General features: G+C 71.5%; 25 protein-coding genes. 12 read left to right on the forward strand and 13 right to left on the reverse strand.

What is annotated here, in order from left to right:
* Positions 1–138: 138 nt before the first annotated feature.
* From KKZ08_RS31190 to KKZ08_RS31200, 3 genes are read left to right on the forward strand one after another with little or no spacing between them, the layout of a single operon-like run.
* Positions 139–894 carry an SDR family oxidoreductase gene (locus KKZ08_RS31190; RefSeq protein ID WP_223777606.1) on the forward strand — a complete coding sequence of 252 codons (756 nt, stop codon included), beginning with the start codon at positions 139–141 and terminating at the stop codon, positions 892–894.
* A gap of 46 nt (positions 895–940) precedes the next feature.
* Positions 941–1954: an NAD-dependent epimerase/dehydratase family protein gene (locus tag KKZ08_RS31195; RefSeq protein ID WP_223777607.1), complete on the forward strand. Its 1014-nt coding sequence runs from the start codon at positions 941–943 to the stop codon at positions 1952–1954.
* Between the two features lie 24 nt (positions 1955–1978).
* A complete protein-coding gene (locus KKZ08_RS31200; protein WP_223777608.1) occupies positions 1979–2989 on the forward strand; it encodes a glycosyltransferase family 9 protein in 1011 nt (336 codons plus the stop codon).
* Here the strand turns inward: KKZ08_RS31200 and KKZ08_RS31205 are convergent, their stop codons facing one another.
* The 4 genes from KKZ08_RS31205 to KKZ08_RS31220 all read right to left on the reverse strand — a co-directional run bounded on the left by KKZ08_RS31205 (position 2990) and on the right by KKZ08_RS31220 (position 5716).
* A complete protein-coding gene (locus KKZ08_RS31205) occupies positions 2990–3754 on the reverse strand; it encodes a metallophosphoesterase (protein ID WP_223777609.1) in 765 nt (254 codons plus the stop codon).
* Positions 3751–4005 carry a hypothetical protein gene (locus KKZ08_RS31210; protein ID WP_223777610.1) on the reverse strand — a complete coding sequence of 85 codons (255 nt, stop codon included), beginning with the start codon at positions 4003–4005 and terminating at the stop codon, positions 3751–3753. Before KKZ08_RS31210 ends, KKZ08_RS31205 begins: the two co-directional genes overlap by 4 nt.
* Complete coding sequence (locus KKZ08_RS31215; RefSeq protein WP_223779261.1) at positions 4002–4634, reverse strand: nucleotidyltransferase family protein; 633 nt, start codon at positions 4632–4634, stop codon at positions 4002–4004. Before KKZ08_RS31215 ends, KKZ08_RS31210 begins: the two co-directional genes overlap by 4 nt.
* A 263-nt stretch (positions 4635–4897) precedes the next feature.
* Complete coding sequence (locus KKZ08_RS31220; RefSeq protein WP_223777611.1) at positions 4898–5716, reverse strand: SDR family oxidoreductase; 819 nt, start codon at positions 5714–5716, stop codon at positions 4898–4900.
* 268 nt (positions 5717–5984) lie between these two features.
* Here KKZ08_RS31220 and KKZ08_RS31225 point away from each other — a divergent pair, with 268 nt between their 5' ends.
* Complete coding sequence (locus KKZ08_RS31225) at positions 5985–6128, forward strand: hypothetical protein (protein ID WP_223777612.1); 144 nt, start codon at positions 5985–5987, stop codon at positions 6126–6128.
* 101 nt (positions 6129–6229) lie between these two features.
* Positions 6230–7888, forward strand: a complete 1659-nt coding sequence (locus tag KKZ08_RS31230) for a catalase (protein ID WP_263303368.1) — start codon at positions 6230–6232, stop codon at positions 7886–7888.
* 71 nt (positions 7889–7959) lie between these two features.
* Here KKZ08_RS31230 and KKZ08_RS31235 read toward each other — a convergent pair whose 3' ends face one another.
* Positions 7960–8484 carry a DUF1360 domain-containing protein gene (locus tag KKZ08_RS31235; RefSeq protein WP_223777613.1) on the reverse strand — a complete coding sequence of 175 codons (525 nt, stop codon included), beginning with the start codon at positions 8482–8484 and terminating at the stop codon, positions 7960–7962.
* Positions 8485–8543: 59 nt separating this feature from the next.
* Between KKZ08_RS31235 and KKZ08_RS31240 the strand changes: the two genes are divergently transcribed.
* Together KKZ08_RS31240 and KKZ08_RS31245 are read left to right on the forward strand one after the other, a co-directional pair.
* Complete coding sequence (locus KKZ08_RS31240; RefSeq protein ID WP_223777614.1) at positions 8544–8852, forward strand: hypothetical protein; 309 nt, start codon at positions 8544–8546, stop codon at positions 8850–8852.
* Positions 8849–9076 (forward strand): hypothetical protein, encoded by a 228-nt coding sequence (locus KKZ08_RS31245; RefSeq protein ID WP_263303369.1) that lies wholly within the window; start codon positions 8849–8851, stop codon positions 9074–9076. Before KKZ08_RS31240 ends, KKZ08_RS31245 begins: the two co-directional genes overlap by 4 nt.
* A gap of 473 nt (positions 9077–9549) precedes the next feature.
* Here the strand turns inward: KKZ08_RS31245 and KKZ08_RS31250 are convergent, their stop codons facing one another.
* The gene (locus tag KKZ08_RS31250) at positions 9550–10044 is read right to left on the reverse strand and encodes a DUF5709 domain-containing protein (RefSeq protein WP_223777615.1); all 495 of its coding nucleotides are present in this window, start codon (positions 10042–10044) and stop codon (positions 9550–9552) included.
* A gap of 228 nt (positions 10045–10272) precedes the next feature.
* On the opposite strand from KKZ08_RS31250, the gene KKZ08_RS31255 reads away from it, so the two are divergent.
* Positions 10273–10722, forward strand: a complete 450-nt coding sequence (locus KKZ08_RS31255; protein WP_223777616.1) for a DUF6098 family protein — start codon at positions 10273–10275, stop codon at positions 10720–10722.
* A 76-nt stretch (positions 10723–10798) separates the two neighbouring features.
* Here the strand turns inward: KKZ08_RS31255 and KKZ08_RS31260 are convergent, their stop codons facing one another.
* From KKZ08_RS31260 to KKZ08_RS31270, 3 genes are all read right to left on the reverse strand, one after another.
* Complete coding sequence (locus tag KKZ08_RS31260) at positions 10799–11266, reverse strand: SPW repeat protein (protein WP_223777617.1); 468 nt, start codon at positions 11264–11266, stop codon at positions 10799–10801.
* Between the two features lie 174 nt (positions 11267–11440).
* Positions 11441–11704: a DUF2795 domain-containing protein gene (locus KKZ08_RS31265; RefSeq protein WP_346657901.1), complete on the reverse strand. Its 264-nt coding sequence runs from the start codon at positions 11702–11704 to the stop codon at positions 11441–11443.
* Positions 11595–13025, reverse strand: coding sequence for a Vms1/Ankzf1 family peptidyl-tRNA hydrolase (locus tag KKZ08_RS31270; protein WP_346657902.1), 1431 nt, complete (start codon positions 13023–13025; stop codon positions 11595–11597). The genes KKZ08_RS31265 and KKZ08_RS31270 overlap by 110 nt, the downstream gene beginning before the upstream one ends.
* A gap of 324 nt (positions 13026–13349) precedes the next feature.
* Here KKZ08_RS31270 and KKZ08_RS31275 point away from each other — a divergent pair, with 324 nt between their 5' ends.
* Positions 13350–14549 (forward strand): hypothetical protein, encoded by a 1200-nt coding sequence (locus KKZ08_RS31275; RefSeq protein ID WP_223777619.1) that lies wholly within the window; start codon positions 13350–13352, stop codon positions 14547–14549.
* Between the two features lie 11 nt (positions 14550–14560).
* Positions 14561–15157, forward strand: a complete 597-nt coding sequence (locus KKZ08_RS31280; RefSeq protein ID WP_223777620.1) for a hemerythrin domain-containing protein — start codon at positions 14561–14563, stop codon at positions 15155–15157.
* A gap of 121 nt (positions 15158–15278) precedes the next feature.
* On the opposite strand, the gene KKZ08_RS31285 is transcribed toward KKZ08_RS31280, so the two are convergent.
* From KKZ08_RS31285 to KKZ08_RS31295, 3 genes are all read right to left on the reverse strand, one after another.
* Positions 15279–16550 (reverse strand): phosphatase PAP2 family protein, encoded by a 1272-nt coding sequence (locus KKZ08_RS31285; protein WP_223777621.1) that lies wholly within the window; start codon positions 16548–16550, stop codon positions 15279–15281.
* A gap of 254 nt (positions 16551–16804) precedes the next feature.
* Complete coding sequence (locus tag KKZ08_RS31290) at positions 16805–17350, reverse strand: hypothetical protein (RefSeq protein ID WP_223777622.1); 546 nt, start codon at positions 17348–17350, stop codon at positions 16805–16807.
* Positions 17351–17487: 137 nt separating this feature from the next.
* Positions 17488–18786, reverse strand: coding sequence for a phosphatase PAP2 family protein (locus KKZ08_RS31295; RefSeq protein WP_223777623.1), 1299 nt, complete (start codon positions 18784–18786; stop codon positions 17488–17490).
* A 321-nt stretch (positions 18787–19107) separates the two neighbouring features.
* On the opposite strand from KKZ08_RS31295, the gene KKZ08_RS31300 reads away from it, so the two are divergent.
* Positions 19108–20259 carry a serine hydrolase domain-containing protein gene (locus KKZ08_RS31300; RefSeq protein WP_223779263.1) on the forward strand — a complete coding sequence of 384 codons (1152 nt, stop codon included), beginning with the start codon at positions 19108–19110 and terminating at the stop codon, positions 20257–20259.
* Between the two features lie 148 nt (positions 20260–20407).
* Positions 20408–21163 carry a calcium-binding protein gene (locus KKZ08_RS31305; protein ID WP_223777624.1) on the forward strand — a complete coding sequence of 252 codons (756 nt, stop codon included), beginning with the start codon at positions 20408–20410 and terminating at the stop codon, positions 21161–21163.
* A gap of 89 nt (positions 21164–21252) precedes the next feature.
* Here the strand turns inward: KKZ08_RS31305 and KKZ08_RS31310 are convergent, their stop codons facing one another.
* On the reverse strand, positions 21253–24402 hold the full coding sequence (locus KKZ08_RS31310) for an LpqB family beta-propeller domain-containing protein (protein WP_223777625.1): 3150 nt from the start codon (positions 24400–24402) through the stop codon (positions 21253–21255).
* Between the last annotated feature and the right edge of the window lie 164 nt (positions 24403–24566).

A 24566-nucleotide genomic window follows, 5' to 3' on the forward strand; every position in this document is an offset into this window, starting at 1 on the left:
GTGACGGGGGCCACAGTCGCGCGCCGTGCGCCGGGTGGCCCGGCCCGAGGTGCCGGAGCGCCCGCTCGGCGTCACAGTGGGAAGCGGAGCGGTGGCCGGGAGCGAGCCGCCGCCAGGCGCACGAAGGAAGGCACAGGCATGGGCGGCGGAGCGCAGGTCGACCTCCATGGCAAGCAGGCGCTGGTGACCGGCGCCGCCCGGGGCCTCGGCGCCTCGATCGCGAGGAGACTGGCCGGGGCGGGCGCGGCGGTCGTCGTCGCCGACGTCCGCAAGGACCTGGCCCAGGAGCTCTGCGACGAACTGGGCCGCGACGGTCTCGACGCCCGTTTCGTGGAGATGGACGTACGCGACGCCGCCGCGGTCGCCGCCGTCTTCCGGGACCTGGAGGAGGCCGGGGAAGCCGGGGGGGCCATCGATATTCTGGTCAACAACGCCGCCGTGGACGTCTCCAAGCCGATCGAGCACCTGACGGCGACCGAGGTGACCCGGGTGATCGAGACCAACCTGCTCGGGCCGATGTACCTGTGCCTGGAGACGTACCGGCGCATGATCGCCCGCGGCGGCGGCCACATCGTGAACATCCTGTCCACCGCCGCGAACCGCACCTGGACCGAGGCCGGTCCGTACGCGGCGGGCAAGTCGGGCCTGCGCGCCTTCACCCACACGCTGTTCAAGGAGGCGCAGCGCGACTGCGTCGGCATCGGTGTCACCGGGATCATCGCCGGCGGCATGGAGACCCCGTTCATCATGGAGCGCTTCCCGGACGCCGACGTGTCCATGCTGCAGAGCCCGGACATCGTGGCCGACACGGTCCTGTACGCCCTGTCGGTCCCGGCCGGCAGCGCCGTGTCCGAGCTGGTCGTCGTACCCCGCAAGGAGCCGTCCTGGCCGTGACGCGCCCGGACCGCGCACGTCTCGTCGGCGGAAGGAAGGTCGTCCCATGACATCGGCGATGTTCTCCATGGCGCCGGTGGTCCCGCCCCCGTGGGAGAAGGCCGTGGTGACCTCGGGCGCCGGTTTCCTCGGCTCCCACCTGTGCGAACGCCTGCTCGACGCGGGTGTCGACGTCGACTGTGTCGACGACGTGCCCGCCGCCTCGGCGCACAACGTCGAGCACCTGGCGGGCCACCCCGGCTTCCGCTACCTGGAGCGGGACATCGCGCGGCCCGGCTGCCCCGGCACCCTCGCCGGACCGTACGACCTGGTGCTCCACCCCGCCTGCCCCGCCCCCCGGGCCGTCTTCGCGCCCCGCCCCTCGAACCCGCCCGACGCCGGCACCCGGGGCACCCGCAACGCCCTCGCCCTGGCCGACCGGGACGGCGCGCGCTTCCTCCTCGTCTCCACCTGTCACGCCGGAGCGCACCCCGGCGGGGACCGCCCCGTACCGGACGGCGGTTCCCAGCGCTTCTCGGAGGCGCTGACCACCGCGTTCGTGAGCGCGCGGGAGACCGACGCGGGGATAGTGCGCCTCTTTCCCGCGTACGGACCGCGCATGGCGCCCGACGACGGCCCGCTGATCCCGGACCTCGTCCGGCAGGCCCTGAGCGGCGGGCCCGTCACCATCCCCGGCGACGGCAGCCGCAGACCCTCGCTGTGCTACGTCGACGACACGGTCGAGGGCGTGCTCCTCGTCGCCGCGAGCCGGTCGGTGCGGCCGGTCGACATCGGCGGCGAGCCGACGGCGACCGTCGAGGAGATCGCCCGCCGGGTGCTCGACCTGACCGGCTCCGACGCCCGCCTGGAGTTCACCGGTGCCCACGACGACGCTGCCGCAGCCGAGCAACTCGGGCCCCAGACCGGCTTCGCCCACGAGATCTTCGGCTGGACGCCCAAGGTCTCCCTCGGCGACGGCCTCAAGCGCACCGTCGCCGACCTCATCGACCGGCCCGCGCGGAGCGGGCCCTGGAACGTGCCGAGCGCCGAGGGAGGCGTACACCGTGCCTGCTCATGGTGACGATGCCCGCGGGGAGGCGGCGCGGTGAAGGCGCTCGTCGTCTGCCTGGACGGCATGACAGGGGTCCTGCTGGCCGGTCCGGCCGTCCGCGCTCTCGCCACCCGGGCCGACCACGTGACCCTGATGTGCGGGCCGCGCGGCGCGGAGGCCGCGCGGCTGCTGCCGCACGTCGACGACGTCCTCGTATGGGAGGCGCCGTGGACCGGCCCACGTCCCCCGACCGTGGACGAGGCGGACGTCGACGGCCTCCTCGAGCGGTTGCGGGACGAGTCGTACGACGTCGGACTCGTCCTCACGTCCTTCGAACAGAGCCCGCTGCCCGCCGCGCTCCTGCTGCGGATGGCGTACGTGCGCCACATCGGGGCCGACAGCGCCGACGACGCCGGCAGCCTCATCGACGGCCCCCACCGGCGCCTGCCCGGCCGCCACGACGCCGAGGCGGCGCTCGACACGGCCGCCGCCCTGGGTTTCCTGCCGAGGCCCGCGGACGACGGGCGGCTGCGCGTCCTGCCCACCCCCGACACGACCGGCCTCACCGGCAACGGCCCCTACGTCGTCCTGCACCCGGGGGCCGGCACGCCCGCGCGCTCCTGGGGCGCCGAACGCGCGGCCGAGGCGGTCGCACTGCTCGCCGACGCGGGCCACCGCGTCGTCGTCACCGGCGGCCCCCGCGAGGCCGCCCTCACCCACGAGGTCAGCGGCGGCACGGCCGTGGACCTCGGCGGGCGCACCGACCTGCGGACCCTGGCGGGCGTGCTGCGGGCGGCCGACGTCGTCATCGCGGGCAACACCGGCCCGGCCCATCTCGCCGCCGCGACCGGCACCCCGGTGGTCTCCGTCTTCTCCCCGGTCGTCCCCGCCGAACGCCGGGGCCCCTACGGCGTGCCCACCGTCCTCCTCGGCGACCAGAACAGCCCCTGCGCCGCCACCCGCGCCCGTCACTGCCCGGTGCCCGGCCACCCCTGCCTGACCGAGGTCACCGCCCAGGACGTGGTGCGCGGCGTACAGAAACTGCTGAGCGGGAGGAGCGGCTGACTACGCGCTGCCGGTGGTGGCCGCCGCGGTCCCGGCGGTTCGGCCGCCCTTCAGGTGGTAGACGTTGAAGGCCTTGCGGATCACGGGCTGCGCGACATTGCGCACCGGGACGCCGCCGCTGGTCATGCCGTGCTCGGTGCCCGCGTGCGCGTGGCCGTGGACGGCCAGGTCCGCGCCCGCCCCGTCCACCGCCTCCGCCAGCAGATAGCTCCCGAGGAACGGATAGATCTCCAGGGGCTCGCCCGCGAGGGTGTCCGCCACCGGCGCGAAGTGCGTGAGCGCCACCCGCGTGTCGCACCCCTGCCCGGCCAGCTCGTCCAGCGAGGTCCGCAGGCCATCGGCGCAGCGGCGGGTGTACCGGATGAACTCCTTCATCAGCGGTTCGCCGAACTCGCTCCCACTGCGCCCGACGAACCCGCCGCCGAACCCCTTGGTGCCCGCGACGCCCACCCGCGCCCCGTCGACGTCGACGACCGTGCCCTCCCCTTCGAGGACCCGTACGCCCGCGTCGCGCAGGACGTCGGTGACCTCCTCGGGCCGCTCGTCGTGATGGTCGTGGTTGCCGAGCACGGCGATGACCGGCACCGGCAGACCGGCCACCTCCTCGGCGACCACCCGCGCCTCCTCCACCGTGCCGTGGCGGGTGAGGTCCCCGGCCAGGAGCAGCAGGTCCGCGCAGTCGTCAAGCGTCTCGAAGGCGGGCCTGAGCAGGCCCTTGCTGTCGAGGCCCATGTGGATGTCGCCCACGGCAGCGATGCGGATCATACGACTTCCTCCGGGTGGTCGGGGGCCGCCGCATCGGCCACCACGATGTCGCAGTGGACCGTGAGACCGGCCAGTTGGTCGTGCACGGTCCGCAGCAGCTCCTCGCGGCAGTGCGAGGTGGGCACGGTCCCGACGACGTTCACGGACGAGCCGCGGTGCTCGATGCGGATGCCCAGTTCGCCCAGCTCCTCCGCGGCGAGCCGCTCCTTCAGGTGGGCGATGCGGTACTCGACGTTGGCATGGTCGTTCATCGGTCTCCTCCTCGCGGTGCGATGACGTCCAGGCGCTCGAGGAGATACAGGAAGGCGGCCGGCATCGGCGCGTCCCCGCACTCGTCGCGCACGGCCTCCCAGTCGACCATCTCCCGCAGCTGCCGCGCGATCGGCAGCACGGCGCCGAAGTCGCAGTGATGCTCGGAGAAGGCGGCGAGCAGGGCCCGCATCAGGTCGGTCGGCGCCAGGACCGGCATGCGCACCGAGTCCACCGGCAGCTCCGTGGCCCGCCCCAGCAGCTCGGCGGTCACCGGCTGATGGGCCAGCTCGAAGATGAGGTCGATGTCCTGGCCGAGGCACTTGGCCTTGAGCAGCCAGTCCTCCGGCGGCGCGTACACCGCGAGACCGGCCTGCTCCAGGGTGGCCGCGACGGCTTCGGCGTCCTCGGGCTTGATGCAGAAGTCGGCGTCGTGCTGGAGGTTGCCGGTCCCGCCGTGCGCGTAGACGGCGACGCTGCCGGCGAGGGCGAAGTCGTGGTCGTTCCTCTTGAGGACGGCGGCGACCTGCTTGGTGGCCTCCAGGATGGCCTGGTTGAGGTCGGGCGGAAGCTCTTCGACCGGCACCACGTGGTGCGGGGAGCCCCCGGCCGCTCCGCCCGTCGGTGGCAGCTCCGTGATCGGCTTCCGGTCCTTCGGGGTGGTGTCTTCTGCGTTCGGCGTCACCTGCTGCTCCGTTTCCGGATGCCGGGCGCCGCACCGGGCGTGCGGGCCGGCGGTCTCCGACGATCCCTGCTCCAGGCAGCTCCGGTACCCGGACCGGCGGGTTCGACACGGGCCAGTTGCTGTGCGGCACCATGTCGCGCCGGTGCGTGGGGTGCCGGACCTCCCTTATACCGCTGCCGCCGGTGCGCCGCCTCTTCGCGCGGCACGGCTCAGGGCCGCCGCCACTCGTCGCTGCGCAGGTGCGATCCGGCCTGGGGGCCCATCCGCACCATCCCGCCGTCGGCGACCCAGGACGCGCCGGTGACGTACGAGGAGTCGGGCCCCGCGAGGAAGGCGATGACGGCGGCGATCTCCCGGGCGTCACCGGGCCGCCCGAGCGGGATCCCCGGCCGGGACTCCTCGTGCACGTCGGTGTCCTCCTGCCCGGTCATGGGCGTGGCGATCTCGCCTGGCGCGACGGAGTTGACGGTGATGCCGTGCTCCGCGAGCTCCAGGGCCATCACCTGGGTCAGCAGTCCGAGCCCGCCCTTGGCGGCGCAGTACGGGGCCGCGCCGACGCGCGGCTGGTGCTCGTGGACCGAGGTCACGTTGACGATGCGGCCGCCGTCGCCCTGCCGGATCATGCGGCGCGCGGCGTGCTGGCCGCACAGGAACGGGCCGACGAGGTCGACGTCCAGGACGCGCCGTACGTCCTCGTGCCCCAGGTCGAGGTAGGGCGTCGCGGTGCCGGTACCGGCGTTGTTGACCAGGACGTCGACGCGGCCGAGCTGCTCGGCGAGGTCGTCGACCACCCGTGCGGCATCGGGCAGCCGGGTCAGGTCCATCTGGGCGACGGCCGCGCGACGGCCGTGCTTGCCCACTTCCTCGGCGGTCCGCTCGGCGCCTTCCCGGTCGCTGTGCCAGGTGATCCCGACATCCATCCCGGCCTCGGCGAGCCGGACGGCCGTGGCCCGCCCGATGCCGGAGTCGGCGCCGGTGACGACGGCCACCTTGGCGGTGGAAGCGGTGGAAGCGCTGGGCGCGGTCATGGAACCTCCTTCTGTGCCGTGCCCCGGCCTGCTGCCGGGAAGCGGCGTCGGGTCGAGTCGCCGGACGGATCACCCGTCGCCCTGCGTCCAGCGTCGGCCATGACGGCCCGCGGTGCCCTTCGGGAGCGCCGGCCTCGACGCGGAGGGTGGATGGGTGGACGACGGGCGGGTACCCGGGTGGCTCCGCCACGAACGGACACGAACGCGTCCAGGGGTGAGCATGGGAGGTAAGAGGACCCCGCAGCGGCGAGAAGCGGAGGCAGGACACATGAGTGAGAGCACACCGTCCCAGGCGGAAGGCGACCGCGACCCCACCGGTGAGGAGGGGGAGACGCCGGAGCGCACCACGCCCTCACAGGCCGAGGGCGACGACGAGCAGGCGCGCGACGACACGGATGACGCGAACGGCTGAGCGGCGTCCGGCCGGTAACGCGCTTAGCGTGACGAACAGCAGCAAAAGAACGCTAAAACAGCAGCAAGAGGAACAAACCGGGCTGAAGGAGTCGACAGATCGTGACGGACGTATCGAGCAAGGGCCCCGCTCCGGGCGACGAGCGCGGGACGCTCACCAACCGGCAGGGCCACCCGGTCTACGACAACCAGAACCAGCGCACCGTCGGCGCCCGTGGCCCGGCGACGCTGGAGAACTACCAGTTCCTGGAGAAGATCAGTCACTTCGACCGCGAGCGCATCCCCGAGCGCGTCGTGCACGCCCGCGGCGTGACCGCCTACGGCTACTTCGAGGCGTACGGCAAGTTCGGCGACGAGCCGATCAGCCGCTTCACCCGTGCCAAGCTCTTCCAGGAGCCCGGCAAGCGCACGGACGTCGCCGTGCGCTTCTCCACGGTGATCGGCGGCCGTGACTCCTCCGAGGCGGCCCGCGACCCCCGCGGCTTCGCGGTGAAGTTCTACACCGAGGACGGCAACTGGGACCTGGTCGGCAACAACCTCGGCGTCTTCTTCATCCGGGACGCCATCAAGTTCCCCGACGTCATCCACGCGCTGAAGCCGGACCCCGTGACCTTCGAGCAGCAGCCCCGGCGCATCTTCGACTTCATGTCGCAGACGCCCGAGTCGATGCACATGCTGGTCAACCTCTTCAGCCCGCGCGGCATCCCGTCGGACTACCGCCACATGCAGGGCTTCGGCGTCAACACGTACAAGTGGGTCAACGACGAGGGGAAGACCCTCCTCGTCAAGTACCACTGGATGCCGAAGCAGGGCGTCCGCAGCATGACCGAGGAGGACGCGGCCAACGTACAGGCGGAGGGCCTCGGACACGCCACGAAGGACCTGTACGAGGCGGTCGCGCGCGGCGATCACCCCGAGTGGGAGCTGCTCGTCCAGGTGATGGAGGACGGCGACCACCCCGAGCTGGACTTCGACCCGCTCGACGACACCAAGACCTGGCCCGAGCAGGACTTCCCGCCGAAGCCCGTGGGCCGGATGGTGCTCGACCGGATGCCGGAGAACTTCTTCGCGGAGAACGAGCAGATCTCCTTCGGCACCGGCGTGCTGGTGGACGGCCTGGACTTCTCCGACGACAAGATGCTGGTGGGCCGCACCTTCTCCTACAGCGACACCCAGCGCTACCGCGTCGGCCCGAACTACCTCCAACTGCCCGTCAACCAGGCCAAGAACGCCGACGTGCGCACCAACCAGCGCGACGGCCTGATGACGTATCACGTCGACGGCGCCGGCGAGAACCCCATCGTCAACTACGAGCCGTCCATCACCGGCGGCCTGAAGGAGGCGCAGTACCCGACCCACGACGAGCAGGGGCCGGAGATCCACGGCAGGCTCACGCGCAAGCGCATCCCGCTCACCAACGACTACCTCCAGGCGGGCCAGCGCTACTGCCTGATGGAGCAGTGGGAGCGCGACGACCTCGTCCGGAACTTCATCGACCTGCTCTCCCAGTGCCCCCGCGAGATCCAGGAACGGATGGTCTGGCACTTCCTGCTCGTGGAGAACGAGCTGGGCCTCAAGGTCGGCGAGGGCATCGGCATCAGTCCCAAGGACGTGGCGCACCTCCAGCCGCTGGCGAGCCAGGACCTGACCGACGAGGACCGCAAGCGCCTCGCGAACCTGGGCGAGAACCCGCCGCGCGACGTCAGCGGCCTGACCATGACGCACTGCGTCCCGAACGAACGGCACACCGTCACCCGCTGAGCCCTCTCGGGCTCCGTGGGCTTCCCGCGGCCGGCCGATGCGGCCGGCCGCGGGCGCGTCTCGGCCCTCTCTCAGCCCTCGGCGTTCTCCTGGGTCCACGTCCAGGCGTACTGGAGCCAGTCGGCGAGCGTCATGGCGCTCAGCGCCGCGCCCACCAGCCGGGCGCCGCGAGGCGCGAGGACGTAGGCCCCGACAAGGCCCGTCGCCGACCATGTCGAGGCGCAGAACGGGCAGGTCACCAGCTCACCCACCGCCTGCTTGACGGCGTTGCCGCCGAGCGGCTCGTCCATGACCTCGCCCGCCTTGGCGTCCTCCACGCGGCGGGTGACGGGCGCCCGCAGAAAGCCGGTGATCTTGGCCTTGGTGAGCAGCCGGGCCGTCTTGTACGTCGCGACGCCGAGCAGCAGCACGTCCCACGGCGGCACCCGCTCCGGCAGCGTGACCCCGCGTCGGCGCGCAAGCACCGTGAGGGTGCCGGTGGCCGCCGCGAAGGCAGTGGCGAGGGTGGCATAACCCGCGAGGGGCACGGTGCCCTGCTCGTCGTAGCGCCGGTAGCCGTGGCAGCGGTGTTCAGGGGCTTCGTCGTCGGCCGTCATGGCGCCTCCAGGAAGTGCGGTGGATTCAGCAAGGACACGATCGATGAGAGGTGGTTCCGATGGCCCGGCGCACGACATACGCGGTGGCGGCCTCCGGGCAGTGGATCGACGAGGAGGAGGGCCGCCGGCGGCTGCCCGCGGGCGAGGCGCACGCGTGGCAGCCCGGCCGCAACGAAACCGTCTGCGGGCTCTCCCTCGCCAAGTCGCAGCTCACGCGCTTCCCGCACGTGCCGTGGACCGACGCCATCCCGGAGTCCGGCGGCGCCGCCGACCGCGTACAGCGGCTGTGCCGCAGGTGCGCCTCCGTGGCCGGCCGAACCGGCACCGACGCACGGCCCCCGTGGCGACGCGAGAACCCGCGCCCGTGAACGACATCGCCCACCGGCACCGGGGAGCCGGGGATGTGATAGCTGTGGGCGCCGGAGCCGACGCCGGAGCCGACGCCGGAGCCGACGCCGGAGCCGACGCCGGAGCCGACGCCGGAGCCGACGCCGGAGCCGACGCCGACGCCGGAGCCGACGCCGGAGCGGGGGACGCGGGCGCCGGAGCCGTGGACGTCGGAGCCGGAGATGCCCGAGCCGGGGGCGCCTGAGCGGTGGGCGTCTGAGCCGGGGACACCCGAGCCGGGGACGCCGGAGCTGCGGGCGCCTGGGCCGGGGACGCGAGAGCCGCAGGTGCCCGAGCCAGGGACGCCCGAGTCAGGGACGTGAGAGCCGCAGGCGCCCGAGCCAGGGACGCCTGAGCCGGGGACGTGAGAGCCGCAGGCGCCTGAGCCAGGGTCGCCAGAGCCGCAGGCGCCCGAGCCGGGGACGCCTGAGCCGGGGACGCCCGAGCCGTGGGCGTCTGAGCCGTGGGCGTCCGAGCCGGGGACGCGAGAGCCGCAGGCGCCTGAGCCGGGGACGCGAGAGCCGTAGGCGCCCGGGCCCGGGACGCCTGAGCCGCAGGCGCCTGAGCCAGGGACCCCCGAGCCAGGGACCCCCGAGCCAGGGATGCCCGAGCCGAAAACACCAGCGCCGGAAACGCCAGCGCCCGAAACGCCGAAGCCCACCGCCCGCACCGGGGCCCTCAGCCCCGGTCCCGGTCCTCGGGAGCCAGCGGTAGGTCCTCCTCGGGGACGACGTGCACCGCCGCCTCCTCGGCGGACGCCGCGCCGCCGTCGATGCCCTCGTCCGTGGCGACGACCTCCTTGGTGGTGTCGGGGCGCGCGCCCTCGTCCGGTGCCACCAGACGGCCCGCACGGTCCCCGCCGGCCTCCGGGTCGAGCGGCTCGCCCTCACCGCCCGGCAGATCGCCGACGTCGTCCCCCTCGGGCACCTGAGTGTCGGGCACCTCCTGCCGCAGCCGCTCGTCGAGCGTCTCGCCCTCGTGCTGCTCCGCCGCCGTGGTGCCGGTCTTGGTGACGCCCAGCGGCTTCTCCGGCGGCGAGTAGCCCTCGTCGAGCATGTCGTCGTAGGTGCGCTCGTCCAGCGCGTCCTGGAGGTCCAGCGGCGCCGCGTCCTCCTGCTCCTCGTTGCCACCGGTGGGCTGGTAGGCGTCGTCCGCCATGTTCTGGTCGCTCATGACTTACCTCGTGCTGTGTGTTCCGGATGGTCGCGCTCGCCCACTGATGGTCGCGCGCCGGTCTTCCGAAGTGCCCGCGACACACCCCTCCAAACGATCCGGGCCCGAGGTCTGCCTCTCGATGATCAGGGCACTCTTCGCACATGGACGCGAGAACGTATCGGGACATACGCGGGAACGTAACGGGCTATATGTGAACGTATCGGAACAAGGAAAGCGACCCCTCGCATGAGCAGTTCGGACGACGACCTGCCGGTCCTGCACACCCTGCGGGAGCTGGCCCGCCTCGTGGCACGGCACCAGGGCCTGTACGTGCGCTGGTCCCGCGGCCCCGCGACGGACCTCGGCAAGGTGATGAGCAGGGATGACCTGACGGGCGTACGCATGCCGGGCCTCTCGGCCAACCCCCTCGACATCGAGCCCTGGTGGGAGAGGCCCGCCGAGCTGTGGGTGGCGCGCCGACTGCACGACTACTCGCACCTGCCGCGCGAGAAGGGGCCCGGGGTGCGCCCCTGGGTCCTGCTCGGCCACGAGTGCGCCCGCGGCCCGGACAACGAACCGCTGGTCCGGGACGTCGAGCCGCTGGCCTGGATCGACGGGAAGATGATCGACGAGGCCCGCGAGGAAGTGGCCCGTGAGGCGGGCCCCTGGGGGCCGCTGCGGCGTACGAGCGAATGACGGGGGAGCTCGAATGACAGGGGCGCGCCCCCGGCACGCGCGGTGCCGGGCGCGCCGTGGTCCGGCCGCCGCGCGGTCAGCGGGGGCCGGCCCGGTAGGCCCGCGCCCTGCCGTGCCCGGCGGAGTCGGACTTCCCTCCCGCCTTGGCGGCCGCGCTGGCCGCCAGGCCCAGCAGCAGCATCACGGCACCGGTGATGACGTTGCTGACGACGGACCTGGTGGTGCTGACGTCACCGGCGATGACCCACGGGGCGACGATCGTCCACACGCCGAGGGCGCAGCAGGCCCACGCCATGCTGTGGGTGCGCTCGTAGGCCCGGCCGAAGCCGCCGCTCATGAGCAGGGCGTAGGCGATGCCGACGATCAGGTTGGTGACCGACAGGCGCGTCAGGCCGTTGAAGCCCGCGATCCACGGCGAGGCCGCCAGGTAGAGGCCGGTGAGGAAGGCCATCGTCTCGACGGCCTGGATCTTGGGAGTGCTCGCCGCGCGCTCCGCCATCTCGTGGCGTTCGCGTATGTCGACGATGTCGGGGTGCGTTTCCATGGAGGACTGGGTCCTGGGGGACGTTGATGACATGACGTCCACCTCCAGCTGAGTGGTGGTTCATGGTGCGGACGGGGGGACGCGCGAACTGATCGCCGCGCGGCCGGACCAGGACGGGGACTGAAGGAGCAGCGTGCGGGCTCTCGCGTGCCCGTGCTGCCCGGGCTGTCGGGACTATCCGGCGACGAGGGGGCGTGCGGCGTCGGTGACGTTGTCGTACGTCTCACCCTCGGGCAGCCGCCGCACCGCTTGCAGTGCGGAGTCCGGCGCATGGTGCGATTCCAGCGTCTCCAGCAGTGTCTGCCGGTCGGCCGGGAACGTGCTGCGCTCAAGATGGCGGCTCAGCTCCAGACGCGTGGCTTCGGCCTCGGCGAAGGAGCGGGCGCGCTCCCGTTCCTCGCCCGGCGGCGGGACGGGACCGCCCGGGTCCACGACCACGTCGTCGTCGGCCGGCGGCTCGGGGTCGTTCGCCTCCTCGACGTGTGTGTGCTGACCGGAGCGCAAGTAGCCCTCCAGTTCGTGCTTCAACTCGTCGTCCTTGCGCGGACTCACCGGATTGCTGCCTCGGTCCACGACAAGCACCTCCCTTTCTCGCGGGCACGGGGGTCCGGGGTCTCCCGGGTCTCCCTATGCCGCACTCGGCTCGTACGACCAGCGCGAGCCCTCCCGCCGGGATGTCGTCGCTCACCTCCTCGAAGGGAATGATCAGCACGTCGGCGGACGTGGCCGCCGCGGAGCGCAGCAGCGCGTCGTCGGCGCGTACGGGGGCGGGGGAGCCGTCACCGAGGGCCTCCGCGTCCGTCCGTCGCACCGCCACCTGGTCCGGCTCGGGGCCCGCCCACATCTCCTGGTGCAGATCGGGGCCGCCGGGCCGGACGAGGAGGGTGTCGATGCGGTGCTGCCGGGCGGCGTCCACCATGGCGGGCACACCCTCCACGGCGTCCGTCGGCCGGTCGGTGCCGACCCTGCCCGCCCGGAAACGGTCGAGCGCCTGTTCGATGTGCCGCCGCAGGCACTCCTGCCGGGCGTTCTCGATGGCCTCTTCCAGCGCCGCGGAGCCCGAACCCGCGGCCCGGCCGCCGCGCTCGGTCTCGACCGTGACGGCCTTGACCTCCTCCGGGAGCTTGTCGTGCACCGAGCGCCGCTCACGCGGGTCGCCGACCAGCACCACGACATCGGCGCCGGACTCCTCATGGGCGGCGGCCAGCGCTTCGGCGATCTGCGCGGCGTTGTGCTCCCAGGTGTTCTCCACCTTGAGCTGGAAGTGCCGCTCCGACCAGTCGGACGTCGCCGTGCGGTGCACCGGCCACTGCTCGCCCTCCACGTGCCCGGAGTCCTGCGGGCGGCCACCCGCTTCCCGCAGCTGGAAATCGGCGCCGGTGCGGTCGATGTAGGCCACGAGGCACACGGGGTCCTGGCCGGACAGCTCCAGCAGGGGCGCGAGGCGCGGCAGCGGGGCCCAGGAGGCGGAGGGTGACTGCGGCCGCCGGGACAGGCGGTGGCTGAGCACGACCTCACCGCCGGTGGCGAAGAGCACGCGGCCGGCCGGGTCCTGCGCGGGCGACCGCTCCGTCAGGTCGGCACGGACGGCTTCCGTGGTGGCTTCGTCGGCGCCCTGCTGCTCCAGGGTGCGGCAGACGTCCCGTACGGAGAGCTCACGCCGTTTGGCGCCCGACTCGTCCGCCTGTCCGGGATCGAAGTACACGGTCGCCCAGGGGCCGGGGTGGTCCAGGAGCGGTTGCAGAAACGAAAGGCGCATGGTGGCTCCGGGTTCCAGTCGGTGGTGTCGTTTCTCCTGGCCGTAGGGCCAGGGAGCGAAATGATCGCCTCCTGCATAGCCGGTACCCCCCGCAAAAGGGTGCAAACTACCTCACATACCCCGACGGTTTCGCCCACCGGTGGAGACCGGGGCAGCGGTGCAAGCGGCCCACGGGCCACACCGGTCGGGTCAATTGTCGCGCTCGATCGACCGTCACCGCCACGCGAGGGCAGGCATGACAACGGACTTCCCGCACATTCCGGGGTGGATCTCCGGAGCGAGGGGTACTCCGCCCTCCACATCTCTCACCGAGGAGACCGTGCCATGACGTTCAACCCCCTGGAACAGCGGGGCATCCCCCTGGACCGTCAACTGCGCAGCTGGCGTGAGCTGAATGTCCAGCCGATCGACCCCGATCACTGCGACCCGTACACCCGGTGCCGGATCATCACCATGAACGGCATCGAGGTCGAGGCGATCCTCTTCAGCCACCAGCTCGCCCGCAACACCGTGGACCCGGAGGTCAAGCGGAAACTGGCGAGCGTGCGCTACATCGAGGCACAGCAGCAGAAAGCGGTGAACTGGCTGCTGCCCGGTGTGTCGTCGGTCCTGGAGACGACGATCGCCTACGAGCAGGTGGCCGTCGACCTCACCGCGTGGATCGCCCGCATGGAGCCGGACCCATACCTGAAGCAGGCCTACCAGTTCGGCGTCCTGGAGGACTTCGACCATCTGTACCGGTACGCGAACCTGTACGAGATGATCGAGCACCGCAAGGCGGAGTCGATCGTCGATGGGCTGACTGAGGTCATGCCGGGCCGGCCGACGAAGTACCACCACCGCGACCCGGTCGACAACGTCCGCGACCCGTACGACAAGGACGCCACCGACCCGCTCTCCAAGCTGCACGCCCTGACCGTGCTCTCGGCCGAGCAGCAGACGATGAACTTCTACATGAACACCGGCCCCACCTACATGGAGCCGATCGCCCGCCAGCTCTACCAGGAGATCGGGCTCATCGAGGAGGAGCACGTCACCCACTACGAATCGCTCGTCGACCCCGGCGAGACGTGGTGGGAGCAGCTGGTCAACCACGAGTACAACGAGTGCTACCTCTACTACTCCTTCATGGAGCAGGAGAGCGATCCCAAGGTCAAGGCGATCTGGGAGCTGCACCTGAACATGGAGCTGGAGCACCTGCACATCGCCTGCGACCTGATGCGCCGGCACGACGGCCGCGAACCGCAGGAAGTGCTCGCGCCGCAGCTGCCGAACGTCCTCACCTTCGAGCCGAACAAGCAGTACCTGCGCGAGCTGCTCGACACGCAGATGGACCTGACCACGCTCGGATCCGGTTACGTCCGCGAGGCGCACGAGCGGTTCGAGGCGATGCAGGAGCAGATCCACGGCGGCGAGAAGCCGCCGAGCGAGCGGGTGATGGCGCAGCACGACGAGATGTTCGGCCGCGAGTACCGCGTCCAGTCCGAGGGGGAGCACCCCGACCCCGCCATGCGCGAGAAGTGAGGGGCCGGCAGATGTCAGAGCTCCACACGCCCCACGCCGGGGACGACCGCGCCGCCGACAACGACGTGGTCTCGCTGCTCATGCGTCAGCACGGTGACATCCGCAACCTCTTCGACGAGGTGGAGGCGGCCACGGGGGAGGAGCGGCGGGATGCCTTCCGCCGCCTGGTGCGGCTGCTCGCCGTGCACGAGACCGCCGAGGAGGAGGTCGTCCACCCGTTCTCGCGGCGCTCGCTGCCCGGCGGTGAGCAGATCGTCGAGGACCGCCTCGCCGAGGAGCGGGCCGCCAAGGAGACACTCGCCGCGCTCGACGACGCCGACACGGACGACCCGAAGTTCATGCCGCAGCTGATGAAGCTCCGCAAGGACGTGCAGGAGCACGCACGCGCCGAGGAGCGCTACGAGTTCACGCACATCAGGCGCAGCACCGACGCCACGAATCTCGCCGCCATGGCCAAGGCCGTCAAGGCGGCGGAGGCCATGGCTCCGACCCGTCCCCACCCCGGTGTGGAGTCCGGCGCGGCGAACATGGCGCTCGGTCCAGTCGCCGCGCTGATGGACCGCACGAAGGACGCCGTGCGCAAGGCGATGGCCAAGAAGGACGGCTGACGCCCCGTCGTGGCTTCGTGGCGTCGTGGCTTCGCAGTGGAGGGGAGTGGGACGGCTCACGCCCCACTCCCCTCCGGAAGTGCTCGCCCCGACACCTGGAACCGGCCTGAGCCGGCCTGACTCAGACGAGTTCGGGCTGCGGTTCGAGCGGCTTCGCCGGTACCGCCTTCGGCTCCCACAGCCTGGCGGTCCGCATATAGCCGTAGACCACCGAGGCCATCCCCAGAATGAGCAGCGGCCCGAACAGCCACGGATACCTGGCCATTTCCATCGGCAGATAGCGATAGGAGACCAGGAACGCGGTGAAGACGACCGTGCCGTAGACGACCAGCTGAATTCCCGCCCGGTCCCAGCCCCGGTCGTACGCGCGCAGCGCCGCGTCGATCGTGTACGCGAACACCACACCGGCGACGATATCGGCGCCGTAGTGATAACCGAATCCCAGCGTCGCGCCGAGCGTGGCTATCAGCCAGAAGACGCCCGCGTACCGCAGAAGGCGTGGACCCCTGCGGGAGTGGATGAAGATCGTCGTGGCCCACGCGGTGTGCAGGCTGGGCATGCAGTTGCGCGGGGTGACCTCGTTGAACGGCATGTGCTGCGGTGTGACGACCGAGGGCGGCGTGTCCGGCCACAGGTTCGCCACCGCCCAGTGCCCGCCGTCGGCGCCGTAGGCGAAGATCGGTCCGACCACCGGGTAGATCATGTAGATGCCGGGTCCGAGCAGGCCGATCACCAGGAAGGTGCGCACCAGGTGGTGGCCGGGGAAGCGGCCCTCGGACGCGACATTGCGCAGCTGGTAGAGCGCGACGACCACCGCGGCCACCGCGAGCTGGATGTAGACGTAGTCGAGGACGTGGGCGCCGACCGCGCCGGTGGCCTCGACGATCCGGCCCGCCACCCACGACGGGTTGCCGAGCGCGTGATCGGCGGTCGCCACATACTGGTCGAGCACCTGCGGGCGGGTCTTGGACGTGATGAGCAGCCAGGCGTCGCCGGTCTTGCGCCCGGCCACGAGCAGCAGGCCGAGACCGACGCCCTTCAGCAGCAGGACGCGTTCCGGGCCGGTGCGGCGGGTGACGGCGATGACCGCGCAGGCGATGATCACCCACAGGGCGCCGTTGCCGAACATCATCTTGGCGTCGACCGCCCACCGCACCAGGAAGAAGACGATGTCGATGCCGACCGCGGCGCCAATCGCGATGAACCGCTGCCGCCAGGGCAGCACCACCAGCATCAGCGCCATGCTGGCGTACAGCAGCGGCCCCGACTTCGGAGCGAATATGACCTCTCGCGCCTGATTGGTGATCGGCCCGGGCAGGCCGTAATGACGCGCGGCGAACTCAAGGGCGATGAGGAATGCGAGGGTCACCACACCCGCCGCGGTCCACAGCATCGGCTTCGGCTTGCGCCATGCGACGAACAGACTTCTGAAGTTTTTACGCGAGAGTATTCGCGACGATGTAGTTAGCAATTGTATGGCCGATGTGTTAGATGTCGGTTAAATGGCTCACTCTTCGTGCCAGATAATATGGTTTTCCGGTGAAGGGCGGCGGGCCGGGGTGGGCATCGTGACTTAGATCATGCTATCGGAGCGGCCCGGCGGGTTTGCCTGGGCCGGTGGCTGCCCTCGGCGGCCGGGCCGCCGCTTCAGTGGATGCCGAGGAAGATGCCGCCCGGGGCGTGGAGACCGTCGTTGTTGAGGTGGAAGGCGCGCAGTGAGCGGGCGATCTCGCGCTGCGAGAGGTAGGAGTCGCGGTCCAGGTCGAGGCGCTGGAAGACCAGCGGCGCGTCCTCGCCCGAGACGCCTCGGAAGGCGAGGTACGCGGCGAACTCGTCGCTGCTGATCCTCTTGTCGCCGTCGGAGTCCAGGACCGCGAAGAGCGCCTTCGCCAGGTTCTCGAGCAGGTCGGGGCGGTCCGTGTCGTAGCCCACCGCGCGGTGCGCCGCGACGTACTCGTCCTGGGACAGCCGGAAGCGCCCCGGCGTCGACTTCGCAAGCAGGCCCAGCCACTGCGCCCAGTACGCCGCCGCCAGCGCCGCGAGGCGTGCGTCGTCCGGGGCGAGCGAGTAGTGCTCCGCGTACGCGTCCACCATCCGCTGATGGTCCTCCCACGCGACGAATCCGTCGTCGTCGGTGTCCAGGACGGCGAAGAGCTGCCGGAGCCTGCGCATGATCGGGTCGAACCTCGCCATACTTCCCAGTCCTTCCGCTCCTCCTGCCGGAGCCGCCGGAGAGCCACGGCACACGGTCGTGGTGTATCAGACGCGCGGCGGTACCTGAAGGTTCACCGGCGGGGCGGGGCGGGCCACGGACCCGCGGCCCGCCACGATCAGACCAGTTCGGGCTGCGGTTTCGCCCGCAGGACCGGCGCCGCCCTCGGTTCCCACGTTCTGGTGGTCCGTACGTATCCGTAGATCACTGAAACCATCGAAAGGAGGACAAGGGGACCGGCCACCCACGGGTGCGCGGCCATCTCCATCGGCAGCCAGCGGTACGACACCAGGAGCGCGGCGAAGACCGCGGTGCCGTACGCGACGAGCTGGATCCCCGACCGGTCCCAGCCGCGGTCGAACGCCCGCAGGGCCCCCTCCACGGTGAGCGTGAACACCACGCCGGCGACGAGATCCACGCCGTAGTGGTAACCGAAGCCCAGCGTCGCGCCGACCGTGGCGACCAGCCAGAACGCCCCCGCCCAGCGCAGGACGCGGGGCCCCTTGCGGGAGTGGATGAAGATCGCGGTGGCCCACGCGGTGTGCAGGCTCGGCATGCAGTTGCGCGGGGTGATCCCGTCGTACGGCACCGGATGCGGGACGTCGAGCGGCGGCGGCGTGTGCGGCCACAGGTCGGCCACCGCCCACTCCACGCCGCCCGTGCCGGAGGTGCCCGGGCCGTAGGCGAAGATCGGCCCGACCACCGGGAAGAGCATGTAGATGCCCGGCCCGAGCAGGCCGATCACGAGGAACGTGCGCACCAGGTGGTGGCGCGGGAAGCGGCGCTCGGCCGCCACCTTGCGCAGCTGGTACAGGGCGACGACGACCGCGGCGACCGCGAGCTGGGCGTAGACCAGGTCGAGTACGTGGGTGCCGACCGGGCCGGTGGCCCTGAGGATCCGCCCGGCCAGCCACGAGGGGCTGCCCAGCGCGTGATCGGCCATCGCCACGTACGGATCGAGCACGGTGGGGCGGGTCTTCGACGTGATGAGCAGCCACGTGTCACCGGTCTTGCGGCCGGTCACCAGGAGCAGGCCGAGGCCGACGCCCTTCAGCATCAGGACGCGTTCCTTGCCGGTGCGGCGCGTGATCGCGACCACTGCGCAGCCCAGCATCGCCCACAGCGCGCCGTTGCCGAAGTACTGGTCCTCGGGCACGTCGGCGTCGACCGCCCACCGCACCAGCACGAAGACGACGTCGACGCCGACCGCGAAAGCAGCCGCGATGAACCGCTGCCGCCAGGTGAGCACGACCATCATCAACGCGAGGCCGCCGTACAGCGGCCCCGGCTTCGGCGCGAAGATCACCTCGCGGGCCTGGGCGGTGATCGGCCCCGGCACGCCGTGGCGGCGCGCGACGATCTCCAGGGCGATCAGGAAGCCGAGGGCCACCAGGCCCGCCGTGGCCCACAGGAGCACGCGTGGCGCGCACCGCGCGGCGGACCCGCTGCCACTGCGGTCTGTTCGCGGAGCTTTCCGCGCAGATATAGGTATCAATGTATGGCCGTTTTGTTAGATGTATTCCTTCAGCACGAGCATTGAATCACTGGCGGACGAGATACCGGCTCCCCGTGACAGGAACCGGCGTGAGGCGTTGGCACTCATGCTCCATGGGACCGGGGCAGTACGCGGTGATCGTCTCTCCCCGGCCCGCGCGGCACACCGCACACGTGTGCCGTCGTCCCGCCGAGTCGAGAACGAGGAAGTCACGTGCCCCAGTTGACGCACAGACGTCTGCTCATGAGCGCCACCCTGTTCGCCGCCCTCACCGGCGTTCTCGCCCCCGCCACCGCGGCCTCCGCGGCACCGGCGGCCCCCACGGCCCCAACAGCTCCCGCTGTTCCCGCTCCCGACATGGCCGGCGTGACCGCGGCCCTGAACGCCGCCATGGCCAACGGAGCTCCGGGCGCGATGGCCCGCTTCACCGGCCCCGACGGTGTCCGGACGCGCGCCGCCGGTGTCCGCGACCGTGTCTCCGGCGCGGCCATGGACACCACCGCCCGCTTCCGTATCGGCAGCGTCAGCAAGACGTTCTCCAGTGTCGTGCTGCTCCAACTGGTCGACGAGGGACGGCTGGAGCTCGACGCACCGGTCAACCGCTACCTCCCCGGTCTGCTGCCCGACGACCGCATCACGGTCCGTCACCTGCTCACCCACCGCAGCGGTCTGGCCGAGTACACCGACGCCATGTTCGCCAAGACCGTGCCCGGCTTCGAAGCCGTGCGCAACCGCGTCTTCACCTACCAGGAGCTGCTCGACCTCTCGCTGGCCGAACCCCGCACCACCGAGCCCGGCGCGGCCTACAAGTACTCCAACGCCAATTTCGTCGTCGTAGGCATGCTCATCGAGAAGATCACGGGAACCTCCGCCGCCAAGCAGTACGAGCAGCGCGTCATCAAGCCGCTGAGACTGAGCCACACCTCCTACGTCCACCCGCGGGCCCGCATCGAGGGCACGCACGTGCGCGGCTACCTCCACCCCGACGAGGCGGGGGCACCGCTCGTGGACTCCACGGAGCAGACCGCTTCCTGGGCGCAGACGGCAGGCGCGGTCATCTCCGACCCGGCCGACCTGAACACCTTCACCACCGCCCTGATGCGGGGCAAGCTGCTCTCGCCCCGGATGCTGGACGCCATGACCACGGTCACCCCGACCGACACCGCCGGCACCCGCTTCTACGGGCTCGGACTGCGCCGCTACGACCTGTCGTGCGGAACCCAGGTCTACGGACACACCGGCACCGTCCAGGGCTACTACACCTACGCCTTCGCCACCCGGGACGGCCGCCGTGCGCTCTCCGCCATGGCGAACACCTCGAACCGGGGCGCGGCGAACACGGCGCTCGGCGGGACGCTGGAGGCGGCCTTCTGCGGGAAGAAGACCAACCGCTGAGGCAGCGGGTACGACCCAAGGTTGTACGGGACACGCGTGGCGATCAACACAATGATGAAGTCCCGGTGAAGAACGTATGGTCATTGCGTTCACAACCACCTGGCCGGGCCGCCTACTTGGGGCCCGGCGTCATCCCGTGGGGGGATCCATGCGACACCGCATCCGTATCGCCGTGCTCGGCTCGGCCCTGGCCGTGACCGGCTTCGCGGCGCCTGCCGCCTTCGCCGCCCCGACCAGCGACGTGACGATCGACAAGGTCACCGTCAACGGCGGCAAGCCGATCGTGCTCGGCACCACCGCCGCGCAGACCTTCTCGGTCTCCGTGACGGCGTCGGATGACTCGGGCATCGACGAGGCCGACATCACGCTGTACGGCCCGAGCTCCGCGGTGGCCCTGCCGGCGTCGGCGCCCACGTGCGAGGCGTCGAGCGCGACGACCTCGACGTGCACCGCGAAGTTCACGCTCGACCCCGACACCGACTTCTACGACAACAGCCCGGCCGGCGCCTGGTACGTCGACGCGATGGTGACGGCGAACGACATCGACACCATCCTGGCGGAGAAGGCCGGTGCCTTTAAGGTGCAGCGCCTCTCCAAGCTGACGGCCAACGCCTCGCCGGAGCCGATCAAGAAGGGCAAGACGCTCACCATCACCGGCGCGCTGACCCGCGCCAACTGGGAGACCCACAAGTACGCGGGCTACACCAACCAGTCCGTGACGCTGGAGTTCAAGAAGAAGGGCGCCTCGGCCTACACGGCCGTGAAGACCGCGAAGTCCGACACCAAGGGCAACCTGAAGACCACGGTCAAGGCCGCCACCGACGGCTACTTCCGCTGGAACTTCGCCGGCAACTCGACGACGTCCCCGGTCAAGACGACCGGCGACTACGTCGACGTGCGCTGATCACCGGGCGGCAACCCGCTCGACCTTCCGGCAGGCGCGGACGTCTTCGTCCGCGCCTGCTGCTCCGCACTGCCACCGGGACGCCCCCGTCATTCGCAGCACCCGTCTCTGCGCATCTGCTCTCCCACCGCCTTCCAGTCCGTGGCGTCCGGCGCCTCGTCCTTCAGGGCCTTCGTCTTCCTGTACGGCGCCGCCAGCTCGGCGCGCTCGTGGAGGCGGCCGCCGACCAGGACCTGGGTGACCCGTACGAGTGTGGCGAATTCGGTGAACGGGTCGCCGTCGACGATCGTGAGGTCTCCCAGCTTCCCCGCTGCCACCGAGCCCAGGTCCCGCTCGGCGCCGAAGACCCGCGCGGGCGCCGCGGTCACGCTCAGCAGGGCTTGGGTCGGGCTGAAACCGTGGGCCACCAGCTCGCGGAGGGACAGATGCAGATGGAGGCCGACCGGGGTCAGCGGGGTGTCCGTGCCGAGTGCCATCAGGCCGCCCTCCTTCACCACCGCACGGTAGGACGCCAGCTCCCGTCGGTGGATCAGCCGCTCCGCGTCCGTGGGCTCCTTGGCCGCCTGCGCGCGGATGGTGGCCAGATCCCAGGGCGGCATCATCTCGGTCACGCGGGGGTCGTCGACGAGATCCGGGTGGTCGTGGATCGTCGGGAGGGCGCTGAACGGCGTCGCCACCAGGTTGAAGCGGCCGTGGGTGTAGTTCTCCCTGGTGTCCTGGTGGGTGCGGTTCCCCGAGGTGGCGCCGTGCCCGTACTCGGTCCGTTCGGTGGCGGACAGGTGGGTCGTCAGGTCCTGGCCGCTCTGCACCCCTTGGGAGCACAGGTGGGAGCCGGAGCGCACCCCGAGCCGGTCATGGCCGAAGCGAGCGGCGGCCGCCATGTACGCGAACGGCGCCCGGACGTACGTCTTCACGAAGTCCCAGTCCAGCGCGGCCCCCCGGGCGAAGGAGCGGCGCAGCCCTTCCGGGGTGCGGTGCGCGCGGCCCATGGAGTACGCGACGCGCGGACCGTCGAGCAGTTCGCCGGTGGTGAGCAGGCGCGGCCCGGCGAGCCTGCCGGCGATGACGTCCTCCCTCAACCGGGCCTGTTCGTAGGAGAAACCGGCGAGCGAGACGGTGGTGGTGACGCCGTACGCGAGTTCCAGCGCGGACTGGCGGGCGCCGTAGGTGTACTGCCAGGGGTGGGTGTGCGCGTCCCAGAGCCCGGGCAGCACCGTACGGTCCGACGCGTCGATGACGCGGGTGGCGCGGCGGCCTGCCCGGTGCGGTTCGACGGCGGCGATGCGGCCGTCACGGATGAGGATGTCGATGTCCTCGCGGGGCTTGGACCCGGTGCCGTCCCAGAGCTGTCCGGCGTGGACGAGGGTGTCGACGGGTGTGGGGCGCCGATAGCTGACGCGCACGGGCACGGTGCGTCCGCCGCCCCCGTCGATGGGGGTCAACTTCAGCTTGCCGTCCGCGAGATGGAGCAGGGTCCTGGAGTCGGCGGACCATGAGGGGTGGTCGGCGCCCTCGTCGCCGAGGCGGCGGGGTTCGCCGTGCGGGGTGCCGTCGGGGCGCACGGGCAGCACCCAGAGCGCGGACTCGCTGACGCAGGCGAACCACTTGCCGTCCGGTGACCAGGCGGGCCCCGACGCGTACCGGTCGGAGAGTGAGGCGAACGGGGCCAGCGGGTGGAGCCGGGAGGCTCCGGTCGTGACGTCGACGACCCTGATGAGGTTGTAGCCCTCGCGGAAGCGGAGGTTGAGGCGGTTGCGGTCGCAGTACGCCACGTACCGCCCGTCCGGGGACCAGCTGGGCGGCCCCGGCAGCCCGCCGCCGCCCATCGGCGCGGCGAGCACCTTCTCCGTACCGCTGCCGAGGTCGCGTACGAGCAGGTTGCCGACCATGTCGAGGCAGGCGAGCCGGGTCCCGTCCGGGGAGAGCGCGCCGTGGACGCGGCCGCCGGAAGCGAGGACGGTGTCCTTGGTGGTGGCGAGGTCGTGGCGGCGCACGGCATTGAGCCCGTCGCGGTCATCCACGTACAGCAGCGAACGTCCGTCCCGGCTCCAGGCGGGCCCCTGGACGTAGGAACCGGCCGGCGCCCTCACGACCTTCCGGGGCTGTCCGTTGCCCGAAACCGGCTGGACCCAGAGGGTGTTCAGCGAGACGAAGGCGAAGGAGCGTCCGTCGGGGGCGAGGGCCGGCTGCTGGATGCCGCGCACCTTGCGGGTGCCGCGCGGCTCGAAGTCGTAGTTCTTGACGCGGTAGGAGGGCCGCCCGACGGGAAGCGTCGCGTCGAACGGCAGCACGTGCCCGCCACCGCCCGTTCGGGTGCGGACGATCCGGAACCGTCCGTCGACGGTGAGCAGGACCCGCTCGTCGTCCAGCCAGCGGGGCGGGGCCACGGAGATCTCGCCGTCGACGGGGACCGGTTTCCCGTCCACGACCAGGATGACCTGCTCGAACTTCCCGACCAGCTGCACCGTGCGAAGCCAGGCGCTGCGGCCGGCGGGGGAGAAGACCGGGACCTGGAGGTTGCCCGGCTCGGTCTCGGCGTGCCAGACGGTGACGGGCCCGCCGTCCGCGGGCACGGCGGCCAGCGTCCTGGACCTGAGCACCGTCTGGTCGAGCCGCCCTCGCACGAAGACGATCCGGCCGCCGTCGGCGGACCAGGTGGGATCGAAGTCCTCGTACGGAACGTCCTGTCCGGGACCCGACTGCCCTTTCAGGCCAGTGAGTTGGGTCAGGTTCCCGCCGTGCGGATCGACGGTCCAGATGCGGTACGGGCTGCCCTTGACGGGGTCGCCGCCACGCTCGGAGGAGAACACGATCCTCGACCCGTCCGGGGACCAGGCGGGCCCCCGGTCGTCCCAGGGTCCTTCGGTCAACCGCCGCAGTCCCGTCCCGTCCACGGCCATGACCCAGATGTGGAACTGGCCGCCCTTGAAGCAGGCCATGGCCACCTGGCGGCCGTCGGGCGAGACGGCGGGGCGGGTGGGCTCCAGGTCGGGCGGGGTGAGGGCGGTGGCGGGCCGCCCGTCGTCCGCGAACGACCAGAGGACGTTCTGCACCTCGGCGAGGAACCGCTCGCGGGCCGGGGCGGCGGCGCCGTTGGTGGCGGCCGTGAAGCGCAGTCGGGCGGTCCGTCCCGCGGCGTCCTGGGGGGCGGCGGCCGCGACGGCTGCCGGGACGGCGGGCACGGCCACTCCCGCGATCGCCGTGCCCGCGGCGCTCTGGAGGAAATGTCTGCGTGGCATCGATGGCAACGTTGCTCCCGGGGTCTCGTGTGGTGCGCTACTGCCCACTGGCGCAGGGACAAGTCGGGAGGGTAGGGGGAGCGCCACGAACGGCGGAACCCGCGCGCCGCCTCCGGGCCCCCTCGGCCCGGGTATGGCCGGATCCGTCTGCGGGCGGGCGACCG

Origin of the sequence: Streptomyces sp. 135 (genome assembly GCF_020026305.1) — a bacterium.
Classification (GTDB): Bacteria; Actinomycetota; Actinomycetes; order Streptomycetales; family Streptomycetaceae; genus Streptomyces.